An 18,121-nucleotide genomic window follows, 5' to 3' on the forward strand; every position below is an offset into this window, starting at 1 on the left:
CATTTCATGACTGAGCGTGTTGAGGTCGGCGGTCTGCAGGTCGCGAAGGTGCTCTACGACTTCGTGAACGAGGAGGCGCTGCCGGGGACCGGGGTGGACGCCGACGGGTTCTGGTCGGGTGCGGCCAAGGTGATCGACGAGCTGGCGCCGAAGAACAAGGCCCTGCTCGCCACCCGCGACGACCTGCAGGCCCGGATCGATTCCTGGCACCGCGACCGGGCCGCCGCCGTGATCGACCCGGCCGAGTACCGGGCGTTCCTGACCGAGATCGGGTACCTGGTGCCCGAACCGGCCCCGTTCGCGGTGTCGACGGCGAACGTGGACACCGAGATCACCTCGACCGCCGGCCCGCAGCTGGTGGTCCCGGTCCTCAACGCCCGCTTCGCGCTGAACGCCTCCAACGCGAGGTGGGGGTCGTTGTACGACGCCCTGTACGGCACCAACGCCATCCCCGACGACGGCGGCGCGCAGGCCGGTGCCTCCTACAACAAGGTCCGCGGCGACAAGGTCATCGCCTGGGCCCGCACCTTCCTCGACACCGCCGCCCCCCTGACGACCGGGTCGCACGCCGACGCCGCCCGCTACACCGTCGACGGCACCGCCCTGACCGTGCAGCTCGCCGACGGCACGATCACCGGCCTCGCGGAGCCGGGCAAGTTCGTCGGCTACCTCGGCGACCCGGCCGCCCCGACCAGTGTGCTGCTGCGCAACCACGGGTTGCACGCGGAAATCCAGATCGACCCCACCTCCCCGATCGGCCAAACGGACGCGGCCGGGGTCAAGGACGTGGTGCTCGAGTCCGCGGTCACCACCATCATGGACTTCGAGGACTCCGTCGCCGCCGTCGACGCCGACGACAAGGTGATCGGCTACCGCAACTGGCTGGGCCTGAACCGCGGCGACCTGACCGAGGAGATGACCAAGGGCGGCAAAAGTTTCACCCGCCGCCTCAACGGCGACCGGGTCTACACCGCCGCGGACGGGTCCGAGCTCACCCTGCACGGGCGGTCGCTGCTGTTCGTCCGCAACGTCGGGCATCTGATGACCACCCCGGCGATCCTGCACGGCGACGGCACCGAAATCCCCGAGGGCATCCTCGACGCCCTGATCACCTCCCTGTGCGCCGTCCACGGACTCAGCACGGGCGATCAGACGGGGCCGTTGGTCAACTCCCGCACCGGGTCGATCTACATCGTCAAACCCAAGCAGCACGGCCCCGACGAGGTCGCGTTCACCACCGAACTGTTCGGCCGGGTCGAGCAGGTGTTGGGGCTGCCCGCCAACACCCTCAAGGTCGGCATCATGGACGAGGAACGCCGCACCACCGTCAACCTCGCCGCCTGCATCCGGGAGGCGTCGGAGCGGGTGGTGTTCATCAACACCGGGTTCCTCGACCGCACCGGCGACGAGATCCACACCTCGATGGAGGCCGGGCCGATGATCCGCAAGGCCGAGATGAAGAAGCAGACCTGGATCACCGCCTACGAGGACTGGAACGTCGACACCGGTCTGGCCTGCGGGTTGCAGGGGCGGGCGCAGATCGGCAAGGGCATGTGGGCGATGACCGAGCTGATGGCCGAGATGCTCGAGCAGAAGATCGGCCACCCCAAGGCCGGCGCGAACACCGCATGGGTGCCGTCCCCGACCGGGGCCACCCTGCACGCCACCCACTACCACCAGGTCGACGTCGTCGCCGTCCAAAACCGGCTGACGGGCACCCGGCGGGCCACCCTCGACGAGATCCTCACCATCCCCCTCGCCCCGAACACCGACTGGTCCGAGGCCGAGAAGCAGGAAGAACTCGACAACAACTGCCAGTCCATCCTCGGCTACGTGGTCCGCTGGATCGACGCCGGCGTCGGCTGCTCCAAGGTCCCCGACATCCACGACGTCGCCCTGATGGAAGACCGCGCCACCCTCCGCATCTCCTCCCAGCTGCTGGCGAACTGGATCCGGCACGCAGTGGTCACCGCCGACCAAGTCGTGCAGTCGCTGCAACGGATGGCCCCGGTCGTGGACCGGCAGAACCAGAACGACCCCACCTACCGGCCCCTGGCCCCCGACTTCGACACCAACATCGCCTTCCAGGCCGCGAAGGAACTCATCCTCGACGGCACCAAGCAGCCGTCGGGCTACACCGAACCGATCCTGCACCGCCGCCGCCGCGAATACAAAGCAGCCAACGCCTGACCGGTCGCCCCCCCCACGTGAGTGGCGAAGCGTGCTCGCGCACGCTTTGCCACTCACGTGTCAGGTCGGGTTGATCCTGCGCATCACTACACTGCGAGGGTCAACGTCGAACTCGTCGGACAGGGGCTGGAAAGCACGTGGGGCAGCATCGCGGCGAATCGCGCGCCAGGGGTATCAGCAGGGGGCCTTTGATCGTGCTCGGTCTCGTCGTCGTGATCGCGGCAGGTGTCGTGGGCTGGTTCCAGTTGCGTGACCGGATCACCGATCAGGGCGTGGCTGCCGCGGGCGCCTGCGTGGAAGGCGAATCCGTGCTCGCGGTCGCGGCGGATCCCGACATCGCACCCCAGCTCCAGACTCTCGCCGACCGTTTCACGGAGACTGCCCCGGTGATCCGCGATCAGTGCGTGTCGGTGACGGTCACTGCCGTCGCGTCCGACACCGTCCGCGACGGCTTGTCCGCGGGGCCGGACGGCCCGTGGGACGCAGCGGCGCTCGGGCCTCGCCCCGCTCTGTGGATTCCGTCGAGCTCGCATTCCGTCAAGCAGGTGTCGGCGACCGGCGTCATCAGCGGTGAAGCGCGTCCCGTGGCGACGAGCCCCGTCGTGCTCGCGGTCCGGACGGCGTTCGCGAACGCGCCGGGCACGCCGGCGATCGACTGGAAGGACTTGCCGTCGCTGCAGACCGGCCGCGATTCCCTCGCGACTCTCGGCCTGCCGGGCTGGGGCAGCCTGGGGATGGCGCTCCCCGTCGGCCCCGGCGCCGAGAGCACGGAGATGGCAGTCGAAGCGGTTGCAGCCGCGGTCGCGGGAAGCCCCACCGGTCCGGTGACGGAGGGGCAGGCTCGTTCTGCTCCCGTCACGTCGGCACTCACCGGTCTGGCGCTCGGCTACGAGGCGTCGTCGGGGACGAAGCCCGCGACGACGCGGGAGGCGCTCACCGCGCTGGCCGAGCAGGGCGATCCCGCCACCTCCGGCATCCACGCGGTCGCGGCCACCGAACAGCAGGTCTACCAGGCCCTGCGCGACGCACCCGGAGCCGACATCACCACATCGATGCCGAAAGGCCCGACACCCGTGGCAGATCACCCCGCGGCCGTTCTGGCAGGCCCGTCCGTCGACGAGACACAGAGCCGCGCCGCCGCGCAGTTCGCGGAGTTCGTCCGTCGACCCGAACAGGCACAGGTCCTGGCCGACGCCGGGTTCCGCGTCGAGGGACTCGCCCGGCCCGACGACACCGCGCTGGCCTTTCCCGGTTTCGAATCCACCCTCGTTCCCGCGGATGCGGCCGCTGCGGCCGAGCTGATGCAGGTGATCCGGAATCCGATCACCCCCCGCACCTCCACCGTCCTGCTCGACGTTTCCAGCTCGATGGGAGAGCGCGAGGGGACGGCGACGCGCCTCGCGAACACGACGGCAGCGCTCACAGCCCACGTCGACCGTTCTCCGGACTCGTCGAACCTCGGGCTGTGGGAGTACAGCACGACGCTCGACGGGTCGCGGCCGTACACGACCGTGGTCGCGACCGGTCCCCTCTCGGCGGGCGGTTTCACGGAGGGCACCCGCAGGCAGGCACTCGACGCCCGGCTCGCCAAGGCGACACCCGCCACCGGGTCTTCGACGTACACGTCGCTCGAAGCGGCCTACAAGAGCGCGGTGGACGGATACACGCCGGGCCGCACCAACTCGGTGCTGCTCGTCACCGACGGGGCCAACGACGACTCCGTTGCCCGCGCGGATCTGCTGTCCGCCATCGCTGCGGCCTCGAGCACGTCGAAGCCGGTGCGCATCGACGTGGTGACGATCGGCGAGAACTCCGACCTCAACACGTTGCAGGCGTTGGCCGATCGCACCGGCGGGTCGCTGGAGAAGGTCGCGTCCTCGGACGGAGCGGCACTGCCGACCGCGATCAGCAAGTTGCTGTCGTGACGAGGCTCCTGGTCTTCGCGGTCTTCCTCGCACTCGTCACATGGTGGCTCCATCGGCGACTCGTGCGGGCCACCGGGCTGGGCCGGCCCTGGTCGGTGGTCGTCGACGTGACCCTCGTGGTCCTGTGGGTTCTCGCGGTCATCGGCGTCGGCAGCGGCGAAGCCTTCGATCCGAGATGGGCGCGTCCCCCGGGATGGGTGGGCTGGGTGTGGCTCGGCGCTATGTTCTATCTGGTGCTCGGGCTTCTCCTGGTCGCGTTGGTGTCGTTGCTGACGCGGCTGTTCGGCCGCCTGCGCGGCACCGGGAACGACGAACAGGTCGATCTGTCGCGGCGGCGAAGCCTGCGTATCGCCACCGCCGTCGTGGTGGTGGGTGCCGTCGGCGCCGCCGGCTACGGGGTGTCGGAGGCCGCGCGGCCGCGGATCGTGCGGGTTCGGGTGCCGCTGAAGCGTCTGCCCGCCGAGTTCGACGGTGTGCGTGTGGCGCTCGTGTCCGACCTTCACGTCGGCCCGGCGCGGGGAGTGGATTTCACCCGGCGGGTCGTCGACCTGGTGAACGCGCAGCAGCCGGATCTCGTCGCGATCGCGGGCGATCTGGTCGACGGGACCGTCGCCAAGGTGTCGCCCGATCTGCAACCGCTCGGCGACCTCGAGGCCCCGCTCGGGGTGTTCGGTGTCAGCGGCAATCACGAGTTCTACGCCGACGACGGTGGTCGCTGGCTGGATGTGTGGGACCGGCTGGGCATCCGGACGCTGCGCAACGAGCGCGCGACGATCACCCGGGGCGGCGCCACCCTCGACGTCGCGGGCATCCACGACTATTCCTCGCCGGCCCCGTACGAACCCGATCTTCCGGCCGCGCTCGCCGGACGCGACCCGTCGACGTTCGTCGTGCTGCTCGCGCACGAACCGCGGCAGGCACTGGAAGCGTCCGACCTCGGTGTCGACCTGCAACTGTCGGGGCACACGCACGGCGGGCAGATGTGGCCGCTGCGTTATCTGGTGCCGCTGCAGCAGCCGTCGGTGACGGGACTGGACCGCATCGGGAACACCGTCCTCTACACGACCCGCGGTGTGGGCACGTGGGGTCCGCCCGTGCGGGTGGGCGCCCCACCGGAGATCACGATCCTCGAGCTGGTGCGCGAGGACTGAGCGAGCGATGCCCGCCCCGCGTGAGCGGGACGGGCATCGGCTGTGTCAGGCGTCTTCGAATGCGGAGATCGGCGGGCAGGAGCACACGAGATTGCGGTCGCCGTGTGCACCGTCGATGCGCCGCACCGCCGGCCACACCTTCGGCCGTGCCTTGCCTCGGGGGAAGACCGCCGTCTCACGGGTGTAGGGGTGGTTCCACTCCGCGACCAGGCAACCGGACGTGTGCGGGGCACCGCGCAGCGGGTTGTCGTCCACCGGCCACTCCCCCGCGCCCACGCGGTCGATCTCGGCGCGGATCGCGATCATCGCCTCGCAGAAGGCGTCGATCTCTTCGAGGTTCTCGCTCTCGGTGGGCTCCACCATCAGGGTGCCCGCCACCGGGAAGCTCATCGTCGGTGCGTGGAAACCGTAGTCGGCGAGGCGCTTTGCGACGTCGTCCACGGTCACACCGGTGTCCTTGGTGATCGGCCGGAGGTCGAGGATGCACTCGTGTGCCACCATTCCGCCCTCGCCGGTGTAGAGGACCGGGAAGTACTCGTCCAGGCGGCGCGCGATGTAGTTGGCCGAGGCGATGGCGGTCAGGCTTGCGCGGCGCAGCCCGACGGCGCCCATCATCCGGATGTACGCCCACGTGATCGGGAGGATCGACGCACTGCCGTAGGGGGCCGCGGAGATCGGTCCGGCTGTGCCGAGTTCCGGTGCGAGCGGATGTCCGGGCAGGAACGGCGTGAGGTGGGACCGCACACCGATCGGACCGACGCCGGGGCCACCGCCACCGTGCGGGATGCAGAACGTCTTGTGCAGGTTGAGGTGGCTCACGTCGCCGCCGAACCGGCCGGGACGGGCCAGGCCGACCAGGGCGTTGAGGTTGGCGCCGTCGACGTACACCTGGCCGCCGGCGTCGTGGACGGCGGCGCAGATGTCGGCGATCTCGTGCTCGTACACACCGTGTGTGGACGGGTAGGTGATCATGATCGCCGCGAGGCGCTCGGCATGGTCGGCGATCTTCGCCCGCAGGTCGTCCAGATCCACGTCACCGTTCGGGCGGCAGGCGACGACCTCGACGCGCATCCCGGCCATGACCGCGGATGCGGCGTTGGTGCCGTGGGCGCTCGACGGGATGAGGCAGGTGTCGCGGTGGTCGTCTCCGCGGCTGAGGTGGTAGTTACGGATCGCGAGCAGCCCCGCGTACTCGCCCTGGCTACCGGCATTCGGCTGCAGGCTGACCGCGTCGTAGCCGGTGACGGCCACGAGCCAGTTCTCGAGGTCCTTGATGATGCGGAGGATTCCCGGTGTGTCCCCGGTCGGCGCGAACGGGTGCAGTCCGGCGAACGCGGGCCAGGTGATCGCTTCCATCTCGGCGGTGGCATTGAGCTTCATCGTGCACGAACCGAGGGGGATCATGCTGCGGTCGAGTGCGATGTCCTTGTCGGACAACGCCCGCAGGTAGCGCAGCATCGCCGTCTCGGTGCGATACCGGGTGAAGGCCTCGTGCTGCAAGTAGTCGGATCCGCGGAGCTGCGCGTCGGGGACGGACGTGCCCGCTTCCTCGGTCACGGCGCCTTCGCCGCCGAACGCCGCCAGCACCTGGGCGACGTCGTCGGCGGTGGTGGCCTCGTCACAGGCGATGGCGACGTGATCGGCGTCGACGAACCGCAGGTTGATGCCGGCGTCCTTCGCCGTCGCCACCACGTCCGCGGCTCGGCCGGCGACTCGAACGAGGATCGTGTCGAAGAAGTGCTCGTGGACGACGACGGCCCCGGTCCTGCGGAGCGCGGCGGCCAGGGAGTGCGCCGTGTTCGCCACGCGCAGGGCGATCGCCTTCAGTCCCTCGGCGCCGTGGTAGCTGGCGTACATGGCCGCCAGAATCGCCAGCAGCACCTGAGCGGTGCAGATATTCGACGTCGCCTTCTCGCGGCGAATGTGCTGCTCGCGGGTCTGCAGCGCCAGCCGGTACGCCTTGTCACCGTCGGCGTCGACGGAGACGCCCACCAGACGGCCGGGGAGCTGACGTGCATGCTTGGTGTGCACGGCGAGGTAACCGGCGTGCGGGCCACCGAAGCCCATGGGGACACCGAACCGCTGGGTGGTGCCGAAACAGGCGTCGGCGCCGATCTCGCCGGGCGGGGTGAGGAGCGTGAGTGCCAGCAGATCCGCCCCGACCGCGACCAGTGCGCCGCGCTCGTGGGCGGCGGCGATCACGTCGGTGTAGTCGACGATGCGGCCGGACCCGCCGGGCATCTGCGCGAGGACGCCGAAGAAGTCACCGTCCGGAAGGCCGGCGGACAGGTCGGCCACCACGATCTCGATGCCGAGCGGCTCGGCCCGGGTCTCGACGACGGCCAGCGTCTGCGGGAACAGGTCGGCGTCGACGACGAACCGCGGGGACTTGCTCTTGCTCGCCCGGCGCAGCAGCGTCATCGCCTCGGCGGCGGCGGTGGCTTCGTCGAGCATCGACGAGTTGGCGACCTCCATGCCGGTCAGGTCGGCGACCATCGTCTGGAAGTTGAGGAGCGCTTCGAGGCGACCCTGGCTGATCTCGGGCTGGTACGGCGTGTAGGCCGTGTACCAGGCCGGGTTCTCGATGATGTTCCGGATCAGCACCGGCGGGGTGAGGGTGTCGTAGTAGCCGAGACCGATCATGGACGTCGCCACGGTGTTCTGCGCGGCGAGTGCGGACAGTTCGGCGAGCGCTTCGTGCTCGGACACCGGTGCAGGCAGCGCGTCGAGGCCGTCGGCGATGCCGCCCGTCACCCCGTCCAGGATGACGGCGGGGACGGCCTTCGACGCGAGGTCGTCGAGCGAATCGGCTCCGACCAGTTCGAGAATGTGCGCGAGTTCCGCAGCGTTCGGGCCGACATGACGATCGGCGAATGTACGGCTTCCAGCGTCGATCACGACAACTCCCAAGCAGTTCGGAGGATCAGGACACGCCCCGCGTAGCGGAACGTCCCTCCCCCTCTGTCGCCTGCTCGAATCGAGCGCCTGAGAGATTCGGTACCGTCGTTCGGGTGTGAAGACGGCCCTTTCCCCGTGGGCGGGTGGGTGCTCCCACCGCTTTCCAGAGACGTCGGAGCCCGCACGGTCCTGTCTGCCTGAGAGATTGACGGGGAGGTGTTGCTCCTTCGGCGCCCGAACTCCCGCACACACGATGTTTCTGTGCTTGCGGTGCCCGGAACTCTCCCGCACGGCGTCGACGCACCGCCAGTCTATGTCACGGCTGCAGATGGCGGCGCAGGCAGCGCCGCGCTCCGATGGATGCGGGCTAGCCCGTCTTGCGGCTCGCGCGGTTCTTGCGTCGCGACGCCAGTTCGTCCTCGGGGCTCTGTTCGCTCTCGCCGCCATCGGCGCGCTCGGCCGGGAAATCGGCGATGGTGCCGGTCAGTTCGCGCATCGCACCGCTCACCGCGATACCGAAGACACCCTGCCCGCCCTGGAGCAGATCGACGACCTCTTCGGGGGACGTGCACTCGTAGACCGTGGTCCCGTCCGAGAAAAGTGTGATCTTGGCCAAGTCCCGCACTCCGCGCTTACGGAGGTGGTCGACGGCCACTCGGATGTTCTGCAAGGATATTCCGGTGTCGAGCAGACGCTTGACGATCTTGAGGACGAGGATGTCTTTGAACGAGTACAGCCGTTGGCTGCCCGAACCTGCTGCGCCACGAATGGACGGCACGACGAGCGACGTGCGAGCCCAGTAATCGAGCTGGCGGTAGGTGATTCCCGCGATCTGGCAGGCGATGGGGACGCGGTATCCGACGAGGTCGTCGGGCACGGAATCGTCCGGGAAGAGGCCCGGTTGGATCTCCTCGGAGCTGAATTCGGACTCGGCAACGTTGTCGCCGGGCGCAAGATTCAGCGCATTCTCCTGCGGCCGATCTCCCACTGACTACTCCCTCTCGCATGTTGCACTGAACCCGACGATCAGTGCGCCTGTGACGCGCGTCGCCAGTGCCCGCGGCACAGCCACAGCACATCGAGCGGCGCAAGCGCCACCAGTGACATCGAGCAAGTCCGTACCCTGAACCTACTCAGCGTACGCCCGATACAATCTGCAGGGCAGAAAATCACTGCACTGAACGCTATGACTCCGAAGAGACGGGGTCAACGCAACGCGCCGGAGGAACCTCAACCGTTACTCCGCGCCCGAGGCTTTTCCGACGGCGCAAACTAGCCGTCGGTTGCCTTGAAATCGTCCGGCGACACGGACTCGAGGAATTCTTTGAACTTCTCGACCTCGTCCTCGCGCTCGTCGGGCATAACCAGACCGGCCTCCGTGAGTACCGCTTCCTCGGCGAAGATCGGCACCCCGATTCGCAGTGCGATGGCGATGGAGTCGGACGGGCGGGCCGAGACGCGGGTGTTCTGGTCGAACACGAGGTCGGCATAGAACGTGCCCTCGCGCAGGTCCACGATGCGAACTTCCTTCAGGGTGCGACCGAAGGCTTCGATCAGGTTCTTGATGAGATCGTGGGTCAGCGGACGCGCAGGCTCGACGCCCTGCTGTTCGAGTGCGATCGCGGTGGCCTCGGTCTGGCCGATCCAGATGGGCAGGTACCGCTCGCCGTCGGTTTCACGCAACAGCAGAACAGGTTGACTTTGGGGTTGCTCGACACGAACTCCGATCACGTGCATTTCGCTCATCGCGTCTGCCTCCACCCTGCAATGGTCCGTCCGCGGCACACAATGCCGTACCAGGATTCTATTCGATTCGTGTCTGCTCTTCGACCGTACAGCCGTTCGAGCGCAGCGTCGTTGGGAAGTGGGGACGGTCGGCGAGTTCACCTCACCGATCGAGCGCACCCCGGACTGCCGACTTCACCAGGCAGGTGTGCAACGTCAGAGACAGGGCGGCCAGTTCGCGCACCATCTCCTCGGCGCGATCACGGGCGCCGGCGTCGCGGCCCTTGGCGACAGGCCCGGCGATCTGCGCGACCAGCCCGGCCTCGCGGTCGGCCGCCAGCTTGAACGCCCTCAGGTGCCGCACCTCGAGTCCGAACTCGGACATCGCCCTCGCGGTGCGCGCCAGTGTCACCGCGTCCTCGTCGAAGAATCCCGCCGGCCCGGGAACGACCAGGCCTCCGCGGGTCAGTTCGCCGAGGAACTTCTCGTCGATCCCTGCCCGGGCGATCAGATCGTCGCGGCTGATCCGCACCTCGCGGTCGGTGAGGAACTCCTCCGGGGACACCTCGCCCGGGGCCACCGTGAGCGCGCGCGGCCGGCGCGGCGAAGAATCGCCTGCGCCGACCGTGGCCACACCTCTGTCGATGGCCTCGAGCTGCTCCTTGATGACCTTCAGCGGCAGATACTGATCGCGCTGCGCAGTGAGGACGTAGCGCAGTCGTTCACAGTCGGCGATCGAGAATCGCCGATACCCCGAGGGAGTGCGCTGGGGGCTGATGAGACCCTCGGCTTCGAGGAATCGGATCTTCGAGATCGTCACATCAGGAAAATCGGGGCGGAGTCGATCCAGCACGGAGCCGATCGACATCCCCGATTGCGCCTGCTGCTGCCGCACCGCGGTCATTGGCTACCCGCACCAGCTGACGTCTCACCGATCTGCGAGCCACCGGCAGCGGTCCGGGGTCCGGTCAGGAAGACCAGTCGGAACTTGCCGATCTGGACCTCGTCACCGTTCGCCAGGACAGCCGAGTCGACCGGCTCCCGGTTGACGTAGGTGCCGTTGAGGCTGCCGACGTCGACCACCTGGAACTCGTCGTCCTCCTGACGGAACTCCGCATGACGACGGCTGACGGTCACGTCGTCGAGGAAGATGTCGCTGTCGGGATGCCGTCCCGCGGACGTCGTCGGCTGGTCGAGCAGGAAGCGCGACCCTGCGTTCGGTCCACGCTTGACGACGAGCAGAGCAGAGCCTGCGGGCAGTCCCTCCACACCCGACACCGGAGCTTCCGGAGCCTGGGTTGCCGAGGAGTTGTCGAGCTCATTGAGAAAGTCCGCGCGGAAGACCGACGTGGTTTCCGCCGGCGTCTCCCCATAGACCGCGTCGTTGCCGTTCTCGCTCACCGTTTCTCCTCCTAGTTCGATCATCCAGCAAGATTCGCTGGACTACGCAATGCCACTCGGTACTACATAATTCGGTTCCCGTGCACATTAACTTCTGTGCAAACTCCCACGATCACATTCAAACTACGGACCTGCGCCCCGACACGGCACATGCGTTCAACATCGACCGTACCCTGCGCACGCCGGTGCGTGTAGTGAGACAGGCCGCCAGCACATTACGAACCGGTATTCCGACAGCGGATTTTTCCGGCAACCCGGTTTCCGGGCTGTCGGCACCTTCCGAAACCATCCGATTACCGCCTCGCGTGTTCTCGGGAAATTATCCTGCCGTGATCTCTGCATAGCCGGCGGCGTCCAGCATTTCGGCCAGTGCCGCGTCGAGGGTCGCCTCGTCGTCGACACCGAGGTCCACCAGCCACCCCTGCCCGTAGGGCGCGGAGTTCACGAGTTCCGGGTTGCCGTCCAGATCGGCATTGGCGGCAACGACTTTCGCCGTCAGCGGGGCGAAGATGTCGGAGACGCTCTTGGTGGATTCCACCTCGCCGAACGATTCGCCCGCCGTCACGGCCTCGTCGACCGCCGGAAGCTGGACGAAGACGACGTCGCCGAGCTGGGACTGCGCGAAATCGGTGATGCCGACGCGTACCGTCGTGGGCCCCGTCCGCTCGACCCACTCGTGTTCGGCGGTGTACCGACGATCGGCGGGGATTTCGAGCTCACTCACAGTGGCTTCCTTTCGATGGCAATCCGCGGGCGGATGCGAAGATCAATTTCCGGGCTGAGCGTATTGGCGAGGTTTCGCCTCCCGCAAGGCGGCGATCGTGACCTGCTGCGATTGTTCGATCGTCAGCTGTCCGCCGCTGCGCGCGACCGTGTCGACCACCCCGCCGCGAATGTTCAGGGCCGCCGCCAGAGTCGGCGGATCACCGATGGCGACCACGCCGTAGGGGGCGTTCACCTTCCGGCCGTCCACCGACACGCCGCCGGCCGAACCGGACACCCAGGAGTCGACGCCGATCCGGATGGGCGGGCCGTCCGCACCCTGGATCTGGACGGCTTCGGCACCGGCGGCACGCAATTCCTGCACGAGGTCGAGCAGGACCTCGGAGCCGACTCCCTTGTTGGGGTCGGTGATGCGCATCGTCACCCCGGGACCGGTGGCCGGTGCGCTGCCGACCTGGATCGACAGCGCCGTCAACCGGGCCTGCGCCTCGTCGAGCGCCGCTCCGGAACTGCCGCTCTGTTGCAACGTTGCCAAGGTCTGTTCCAGCGATGCGATCTCCTGCCGCAGGGCCGCCTCCCGCTGGTTCAGCGTGTCCAGGACGACCAGGAGATCGGCCGGGCTCGCCGAGTCGAGGGTGTCACCGGACCCGGTGTTCTTCACCTGCGTGACGATCGCGATTCCCAGCCCACCGAGCAGGAGCGCGGCCAGCAGCGCGAAGACGACGTGCGATCGCTGCGACGTCGCCGGTTCGTTCCCGTGCAGTTCGTGTCTGCCCTCGTGTCCGCTCACGCCGCGATCACGCCCCGAACAGACGTCGCCGGAGCGCGGCCGCGTTGCCGAAGATGCGGATGCCCAGCACGACGACGATCGCGGTGGACAGCTGGGTTCCGACACCGAGTTGGTCACCGAGCCACACGATCAGGGCGGCCACCAGGACGTTGAACACGAACGAGACGACGAACACCTTCGAGTCGAAGATCTCGTCGAGGTACGCGCGCAGTCCGCCGAACACCGCGTCGAGCGCGGCGACGACGGCGATGGGCAGGTAGGGCTGCACGGCGTCGGGCACTTGCGGGCTGAACACCACGCCCAGCACGATGCCCACGATCAGGGCGAGCACCCCGTAGATCGCGGATCCGCCCTTCAGTGCTGCCTTCATTCGTGTGACTCCTCCATTCGACTCCGCCGTTGTCATCGTGTTCCCACTTCCCGGGCTGCCCGCACTTCCCGCGCCGGGGCGGCGGGCAAGTGGAGATCGTCGGCCTCCGCCACCGCGAAGCCGATGCCGTACAGCTGCGCCACGCTGGACATCCGCAGATAGGCGTCGCTCACCACGAATCCGGTCTGCATCGGTCCCTGCGGGCCGATCGCGGAGACCACGTACGGCGAGAACACCGGCTGGTTGTCCACGAGCATCGCGCCACCCGCCTGGCGGATCGTCACCGACGGGCCGATCCGCACGTCGCCGACCGCGATGGCCTCGGCGCCGCTCGCCCACAGCGAATTGACGACCGACTGGAGGTCGCGGTCGAGCACCACGGCCTTCCCCCCGACGCTGCGCTGGGACGAGTCGGAGAGGTTGGGCTTGGCTGCGGGGTCCGTCAACGTCACGGTCAGCCCGGGACCGTGCACGGCCTCGACTCCGGCATCCCCCTCGAGGCCGCGAAGCTCGTCGAGCAGTGCCGCGCCTCGGGCGTCGCCGGCCAGCGCGGTGGCGCGCGCGTCGTCGGTCTGTGTCGACAGCGTGTCCCGGGTGGCGGCGAGGGCGCCCGCCCGATCCTCTGCGTCCTGCACCTTGCTCAGGAGTTCGGACCGCACCTGCTCGGTGCCGGGGATGCGTTCGGTGGCCTGGCGGTAGGCGACCGACAGCACGAGCCCGACGAGCAGCGCGCCGATCGCGATCCACACCTGCTGACCGACCCGTGTCTGCCGTGAATGTCCCTGTTCACGATCCTCGGCCGCACCCTCGTACCCGGGGTCCAGATGATCGTTCATCAGGGACTGCAGCAGGGACGGCACCGGATTCCTGCGGATTCCGGAATCTGTCCGTTTCATCACTGGACCTCGTGTTCGTCGCCGCCCGGTCCTCGCACGGGAACGGTGCGCGCGACGGTCAGCGCGTTCACGGTGTAGAGCAGCCCGGTCCACACGTAGAGCACCGTGCCCCAGATCAGGAGCGCCGCGCCGAGCGGCTGCGCCACGGTCGCGATGCTCCAGTCACCGTGCGCCGCGAGGGTCATCGGCAGCGCGAACATCAGCAGGAAGGTGGCACCCTTGCCGAGGTACATCACGTCGGGGGGTGGCAGCCCGCGCCGTCGGTAGATGATCAGCGTCAGCGCGAGAACGGCGTCGCGGCCGATCAGGATCGCCGCGACCCACCACGGGATGAACCCGCGCAGGACGAACGTCACCAGCGTCGTGACGACGTAGAGGCGATCGACGAAGGGGTCGAGCAGCGCACCCAGCTTCGACGACTGGTCGAGGATCCGCGCCAGCTTGCCGTCGAGCCAGTCGGTGAAGCCGCTGATCATGAGGATCGCGAGTGCCCACCCGTCGGAGTGGGTGACGAGCAGCAGGTACACGAACAGCGGCACGCCGAGGAGTCGAACCACGCTCAGGAGGTTCGGGACGGTCACGATCCGGTCCGACCGCACAGTGTCCCGGTCCACCGAATTCACCAAAATCTCCCCAGCGTCGAGTGCGGACCTGTTTTCGGGCGCTCGTCGCACCGCTCTCGCCACTCTTCCACAACCGGGATGGTGTTCAGTCGATCGTCCCGTCCGTCCGGCCGTGTCACTCGCCCCGCGCAACGTCCGGTCGCGGTGGGGCCGGGACGCGCGCGACGGCGTCCGCGGTCAGACTTCCCAGGTACAGCCACCCGTCGTGCTCCCGCACACCTGTGACGGGGGAATAGCTGCCCTTGCCTCCGCGCAGGCTGTGCATGATCTCGCCGCGGTGATCGAGGGCGATCACCCAGCCGGCGTGCTCGGGATTCGGCTGCACGGCCTCCGGCAGATTCGCCGCGACGATGCGCAGCGTGGGATAGGGCGCGAGCAGGTCGAGCAAGCGCATCCGCGGGCTGTAGAGCGCCACCCAGAACAGGCCGTCCCGTGTCTGGGACGTCATGTTGTCCGGTATGCCGGGCAGATTCGCGGCCCACACCGACGCCGCACCCTGCGACGGGCCGGTCAGGTCGACGCGGGAGATCTGGTACGAGCCGGTCTCGGCGACGAGGACGAACGATTCGTCCGAGGCCAGTCCCACACCGTTGGCGAACTGCAGTCCCTCGGCGAGGAGGTCGGTCTCCCCCGTCCGCGGGTCCAGACGCAGCAGACGGCCGGTCCCGCGGTGCTCGAGAAGGTCGTAGCGGTGGTCGGCGATCGTGAAGTGCGCCGAGGAGTCGGTGAAGTACACGATGCCGTCCCGGCCGACCGCCGAGTTGTTGCACGCCACGAGTGGGCGCCCGGCCGCGGCGTCGGCGAGCACGTCGACGCGTCCCTTGTCGTCGACCCGCAGCACACCGCGCTCGGCGTCGCAGATCAGGAACCTGCCGTCGTCGAGGACCTCGACCCCGAGGGGGCGCCCGTGGGTGTTCGCGAGTTCGGTGGCGTGTCCGTGGTTGTCGAACCGCCAGATCCGGCCGTCGTTGCCTCCGGTGACCACCCGGCCGTCGTGATCGACGGCGACGTCCTCCGGGCCTTCTCCGGCGGGGAGCGTCCAGCGGTGCGCGTCGTCGAGCACCCTGTTGGGAGCGAGCACTCCCGTGAGCGTCGGCGGCGGCGGGGCGTGCCAGACGACGGGGTCGACACCGGTGCGGTCGAGCTTGCGGGCGAGAGACTCGAAGAGGGTCACGAACTGTGAGATTAGTCGTGTCCGCCGGTCGATATGGTCTCGCTAACGCCAGGCGAACACCGGCTGGTCGAATCCGTCGATGCGCGTGTGTCTCCCGTGCAGCGCGACCTCCCGGAACTGGTACACGACCGCGCCGGTGGGGGCATGCACGAGGTGACGGCGGAACGGCCATTGGATCACCGGTTTCGACGATTCGGGGATCTCGACGAACCGCGGCTCCGCGTCGATCTCGGGAACGCCCACCGAGAACACTTCCGCCACTTCCTCGCGGTTGGGGACGAGCGACGTGATCGGCTGGTCCGACCACACGACGAACGGGGTGATGACGTACCCGGAGCGGGTGACGTAGTCGTCGAGCCTGCCGAGCACCGCGGACGGCTCCACGTCGAGGCCGAGTTCCTCGTGCAGCTCGCGCCGGGCGGCGTCCTCGCCGGTCTCCCCCGGATCCACTCCGCCGCCGGGCAACGCGAACTGCCCCGGATGCGCACGCATCTTGCTCGGGCGCATGGTCAGCGGAACGGCCTGACCGTCGGCACCATCGTTCATCACGGCGATCACGACCGCCGCGGACCGCCGATTCGTCGGGTCCACGATCCGTGGTTCGAACCGTGCCAGCGCGTCGGCGAGCCGTTCCCTGCTCAGTGCGTGCCCATTCACCATCACCCGACAGTATCGCCAGTCGCGGCGAAACCCACGCTCCGATCCCCCGCGTTTCGAACCCCGCGCCGGCCGTCAGCCGAGCAATTGCTGCCGGATCTCGTTCTTGAGCACCTTCCCCAGTGTGGAACGAGGCAGATCGGGCCAGACCAGGATTTCCTTCGGGGTCTTCACGCTGCCGATGCGCGCTTTCACGAACGCCGTGAGTGCGTCGGCCTCGATCGGTGTTCCGGCTCGGGACTGGACGACGGCGACGACACGTTCACCCCATTTCTCGTCGGGGAGCCCGATCACCCCGCAGTCCTGGATTCCGGGGTACGCCATGAGCGCCTGTTCCACCTCGACGGAATAGACGTTGAATCCGCCGGTGATGATCATGTCCTTGGACCGGTCGACGATGTACAGAAAGTTGTCGTCGTCGAGGTACCCGATGTCGCCCGTGTGATGCCAGCCGTGCGCCGACGCCTCCTGCGTCGCAACAAGATTCTTGTAGTACCCCGTCATGACGAGCGAGCTGCGCACGACCACTTCGCCTCGCTCACCGGCAGGCAGCAGGGCCCCCTGCCCGTCCATGATGGCGACGGTGACCAGCGGGGAGGGCCTGCCTGCGGAGCTCAGCCGGGCTGTCGCGACCGAGCCGTCGGCGTGGAAATGGTCTTTCGGCGCCATCGTCGCGATCATCATCGGCGCCTCGCTCTGCCCGAACAGCTGGGCCATCACGGGCCCGATCCGGGTCAGCGCTTCTTCGAGCCGGGTCGGCGAGATCGGTGCCGCGCCATACCAGAAGCATTGCAGCGAACTCAGGTCCGTCGTCGGCAGGTCGGCGTGGTCCAGCAGCATGTAGATCAGGGTCGGCGGAAGGAAGGTGTGGGTGACGCGGTCCCGGTCGATGTGCGCGAGGAACTGCCCCAGGTCGGGCGTGGGCATGATGACCACCTGTCCGCCGAGGGCGAGAATTGGAAAACACAGGACACCGGCCGCGTGCGTCAAAGGCGCGAGGGCGAGGTAGACCGGTCTGCCGTCGAACGGGTAGCTCATCAGGGTCAGCGCAGACATCGTCTCGATGTTCCGGCCGGTGAGCATCACCCCCTTCGGCCTCCCCGTCGTTCCGCCGGTGCCGACGATCAGTGCGAGATCGTCGACCGGCTCGACGTCGAGACGTTCGGTACCCAGCCAGTCGTCGAACGGGTGGGCGTACTCCTCGTCGCCGTCGAGACACACGAGCGTCGTCAGCAGCGGCAACTGCCGACGGATCCGATCGACCAAGGGCGCGAACGCCTTCTGGAAGATCAAGCAGCGACAGTCGAAGAGGGCGAGCAGGTCCCGATTCTCCGCCGCCTCGTTCCGCGGGTTGATCGGGCACCACACCGCCCCCGCCCGGCTGATCCCGAAGACGCACGAGAACGCGGTCGGATCGTTGCCGGACAGGACGGCCACCTTGTCACCGGCGGCGATCCCCGACCGGGCCAGCGCGGCCGCGACGCGCCGGCTCAGGTCCTGTACATCGGCGTACGACAGCGTCCGGTCACCCATCGTCAGGCACGGCGACGACGGACCGAGCGAGGCACCCTTGTCGAGGTAGTCGGTCAAACGCATGG

16 protein-coding genes and 1 riboswitch are annotated in these 18,121 nt (G+C 68.2%); of the genes, 3 read left to right on the plus strand and 13 right to left on the minus strand.

What is annotated here, in order from left to right; translation table 11 throughout:
• Positions 1-6 precede the first annotated feature (6 nt).
• From ACNJ7E_RS03450 to ACNJ7E_RS03460, 3 genes are all read left to right on the plus strand, one after another.
• Positions 7-2,190 carry a malate synthase G gene (locus ACNJ7E_RS03450; protein ID WP_418339154.1) on the plus strand — a complete coding sequence of 728 codons (2,184 nt, stop codon included), beginning with the start codon at positions 7-9 and terminating at the stop codon, positions 2,188-2,190.
• 194 nt (positions 2,191-2,384) lie between these two features.
• Positions 2,385-4,115 carry a substrate-binding domain-containing protein gene (locus ACNJ7E_RS03455; RefSeq protein WP_418339145.1) on the plus strand — a complete coding sequence of 577 codons (1,731 nt, stop codon included), beginning with the start codon at positions 2,385-2,387 and terminating at the stop codon, positions 4,113-4,115.
• Positions 4,112-5,266 carry a metallophosphoesterase gene (locus ACNJ7E_RS03460; protein ID WP_418339146.1) on the plus strand — a complete coding sequence of 385 codons (1,155 nt, stop codon included), beginning with the start codon at positions 4,112-4,114 and terminating at the stop codon, positions 5,264-5,266. Before ACNJ7E_RS03455 ends, ACNJ7E_RS03460 begins: the two co-directional genes overlap by 4 nt.
• Before the next feature lie 45 nt (positions 5,267-5,311).
• On the opposite strand, the gene gcvP is transcribed toward ACNJ7E_RS03460, so the two are convergent.
• The 13 genes from gcvP to ACNJ7E_RS03525 all read right to left on the minus strand — a co-directional run bounded on the left by gcvP (position 5,312) and on the right by ACNJ7E_RS03525 (position 18,119).
• Positions 5,312-8,164 (minus strand): aminomethyl-transferring glycine dehydrogenase, encoded by a 2,853-nt coding sequence (gene gcvP, locus ACNJ7E_RS03465; protein WP_280784889.1) that lies wholly within the window; start codon positions 8,162-8,164, stop codon positions 5,312-5,314.
• 174 nt (positions 8,165-8,338) lie between these two features.
• A riboswitch (glycine riboswitch) is annotated at positions 8,339-8,462 on the minus strand.
• Between the two features lie 69 nt (positions 8,463-8,531).
• Entirely contained in the window at positions 8,532-9,152 is a 621-nt protein-coding gene (locus ACNJ7E_RS03470) for a MerR family transcriptional regulator (RefSeq protein ID WP_037229402.1), read from the minus strand.
• A gap of 284 nt (positions 9,153-9,436) precedes the next feature.
• Positions 9,437-9,910, minus strand: a complete 474-nt coding sequence (locus ACNJ7E_RS03475; protein ID WP_105422646.1) for a bifunctional nuclease family protein — start codon at positions 9,908-9,910, stop codon at positions 9,437-9,439.
• 142 nt (positions 9,911-10,052) lie between these two features.
• Positions 10,053-10,793 (minus strand): transcriptional regulator FtsR, encoded by a 741-nt coding sequence (ftsR, locus tag ACNJ7E_RS03480; protein ID WP_105422644.1) that lies wholly within the window; start codon positions 10,791-10,793, stop codon positions 10,053-10,055.
• Complete coding sequence (gene garA / locus ACNJ7E_RS03485) at positions 10,790-11,290, minus strand: glycogen accumulation regulator GarA (protein ID WP_280784890.1); 501 nt, start codon at positions 11,288-11,290, stop codon at positions 10,790-10,792. Before garA ends, ftsR begins: the two co-directional genes overlap by 4 nt.
• 319 nt (positions 11,291-11,609) lie before the next feature.
• The gene (gene gcvH / locus ACNJ7E_RS03490) at positions 11,610-12,014 is read right to left on the minus strand and encodes a glycine cleavage system protein GcvH (protein ID WP_105422642.1); all 405 of its coding nucleotides are present in this window, start codon (positions 12,012-12,014) and stop codon (positions 11,610-11,612) included.
• A gap of 42 nt (positions 12,015-12,056) precedes the next feature.
• Positions 12,057-12,803 carry a DUF881 domain-containing protein gene (locus ACNJ7E_RS03495; protein ID WP_418339147.1) on the minus strand — a complete coding sequence of 249 codons (747 nt, stop codon included), beginning with the start codon at positions 12,801-12,803 and terminating at the stop codon, positions 12,057-12,059.
• A gap of 7 nt (positions 12,804-12,810) precedes the next feature.
• Positions 12,811-13,173 (minus strand): small basic family protein, encoded by a 363-nt coding sequence (locus tag ACNJ7E_RS03500; protein WP_005264197.1) that lies wholly within the window; start codon positions 13,171-13,173, stop codon positions 12,811-12,813.
• Positions 13,174-13,205: 32 nt separating this feature from the next.
• Positions 13,206-14,069, minus strand: a complete 864-nt coding sequence (locus ACNJ7E_RS03505) for a DUF881 domain-containing protein (RefSeq protein ID WP_283335169.1) — start codon at positions 14,067-14,069, stop codon at positions 13,206-13,208.
• Complete coding sequence (locus tag ACNJ7E_RS03510) at positions 14,069-14,692, minus strand: CDP-alcohol phosphatidyltransferase family protein (protein WP_280784892.1); 624 nt, start codon at positions 14,690-14,692, stop codon at positions 14,069-14,071. Before ACNJ7E_RS03510 ends, ACNJ7E_RS03505 begins: the two co-directional genes overlap by 1 nt.
• 115 nt (positions 14,693-14,807) lie before the next feature.
• On the minus strand, positions 14,808-15,866 hold the full coding sequence (locus ACNJ7E_RS03515; RefSeq protein WP_418339148.1) for an SMP-30/gluconolactonase/LRE family protein: 1,059 nt from the start codon (positions 15,864-15,866) through the stop codon (positions 14,808-14,810).
• A 42-nt stretch (positions 15,867-15,908) separates the two neighbouring features.
• On the minus strand, positions 15,909-16,526 hold the full coding sequence (locus ACNJ7E_RS03520; protein ID WP_025432828.1) for an NUDIX hydrolase: 618 nt from the start codon (positions 16,524-16,526) through the stop codon (positions 15,909-15,911).
• A 72-nt stretch (positions 16,527-16,598) separates the two neighbouring features.
• The gene (locus tag ACNJ7E_RS03525) at positions 16,599-18,119 is read right to left on the minus strand and encodes an acyl-CoA synthetase (protein ID WP_418339149.1); all 1,521 of its coding nucleotides are present in this window, start codon (positions 18,117-18,119) and stop codon (positions 16,599-16,601) included.
• Positions 18,120-18,121: the final 2 nt, after the last annotated feature.

Source organism: Rhodococcus mengyinensis (genome assembly GCF_048381435.1).
In the GTDB taxonomy this organism is placed as follows: domain Bacteria; phylum Actinomycetota; class Actinomycetes; order Mycobacteriales; family Mycobacteriaceae; genus Rhodococcus_F; species Rhodococcus_F opacus_D.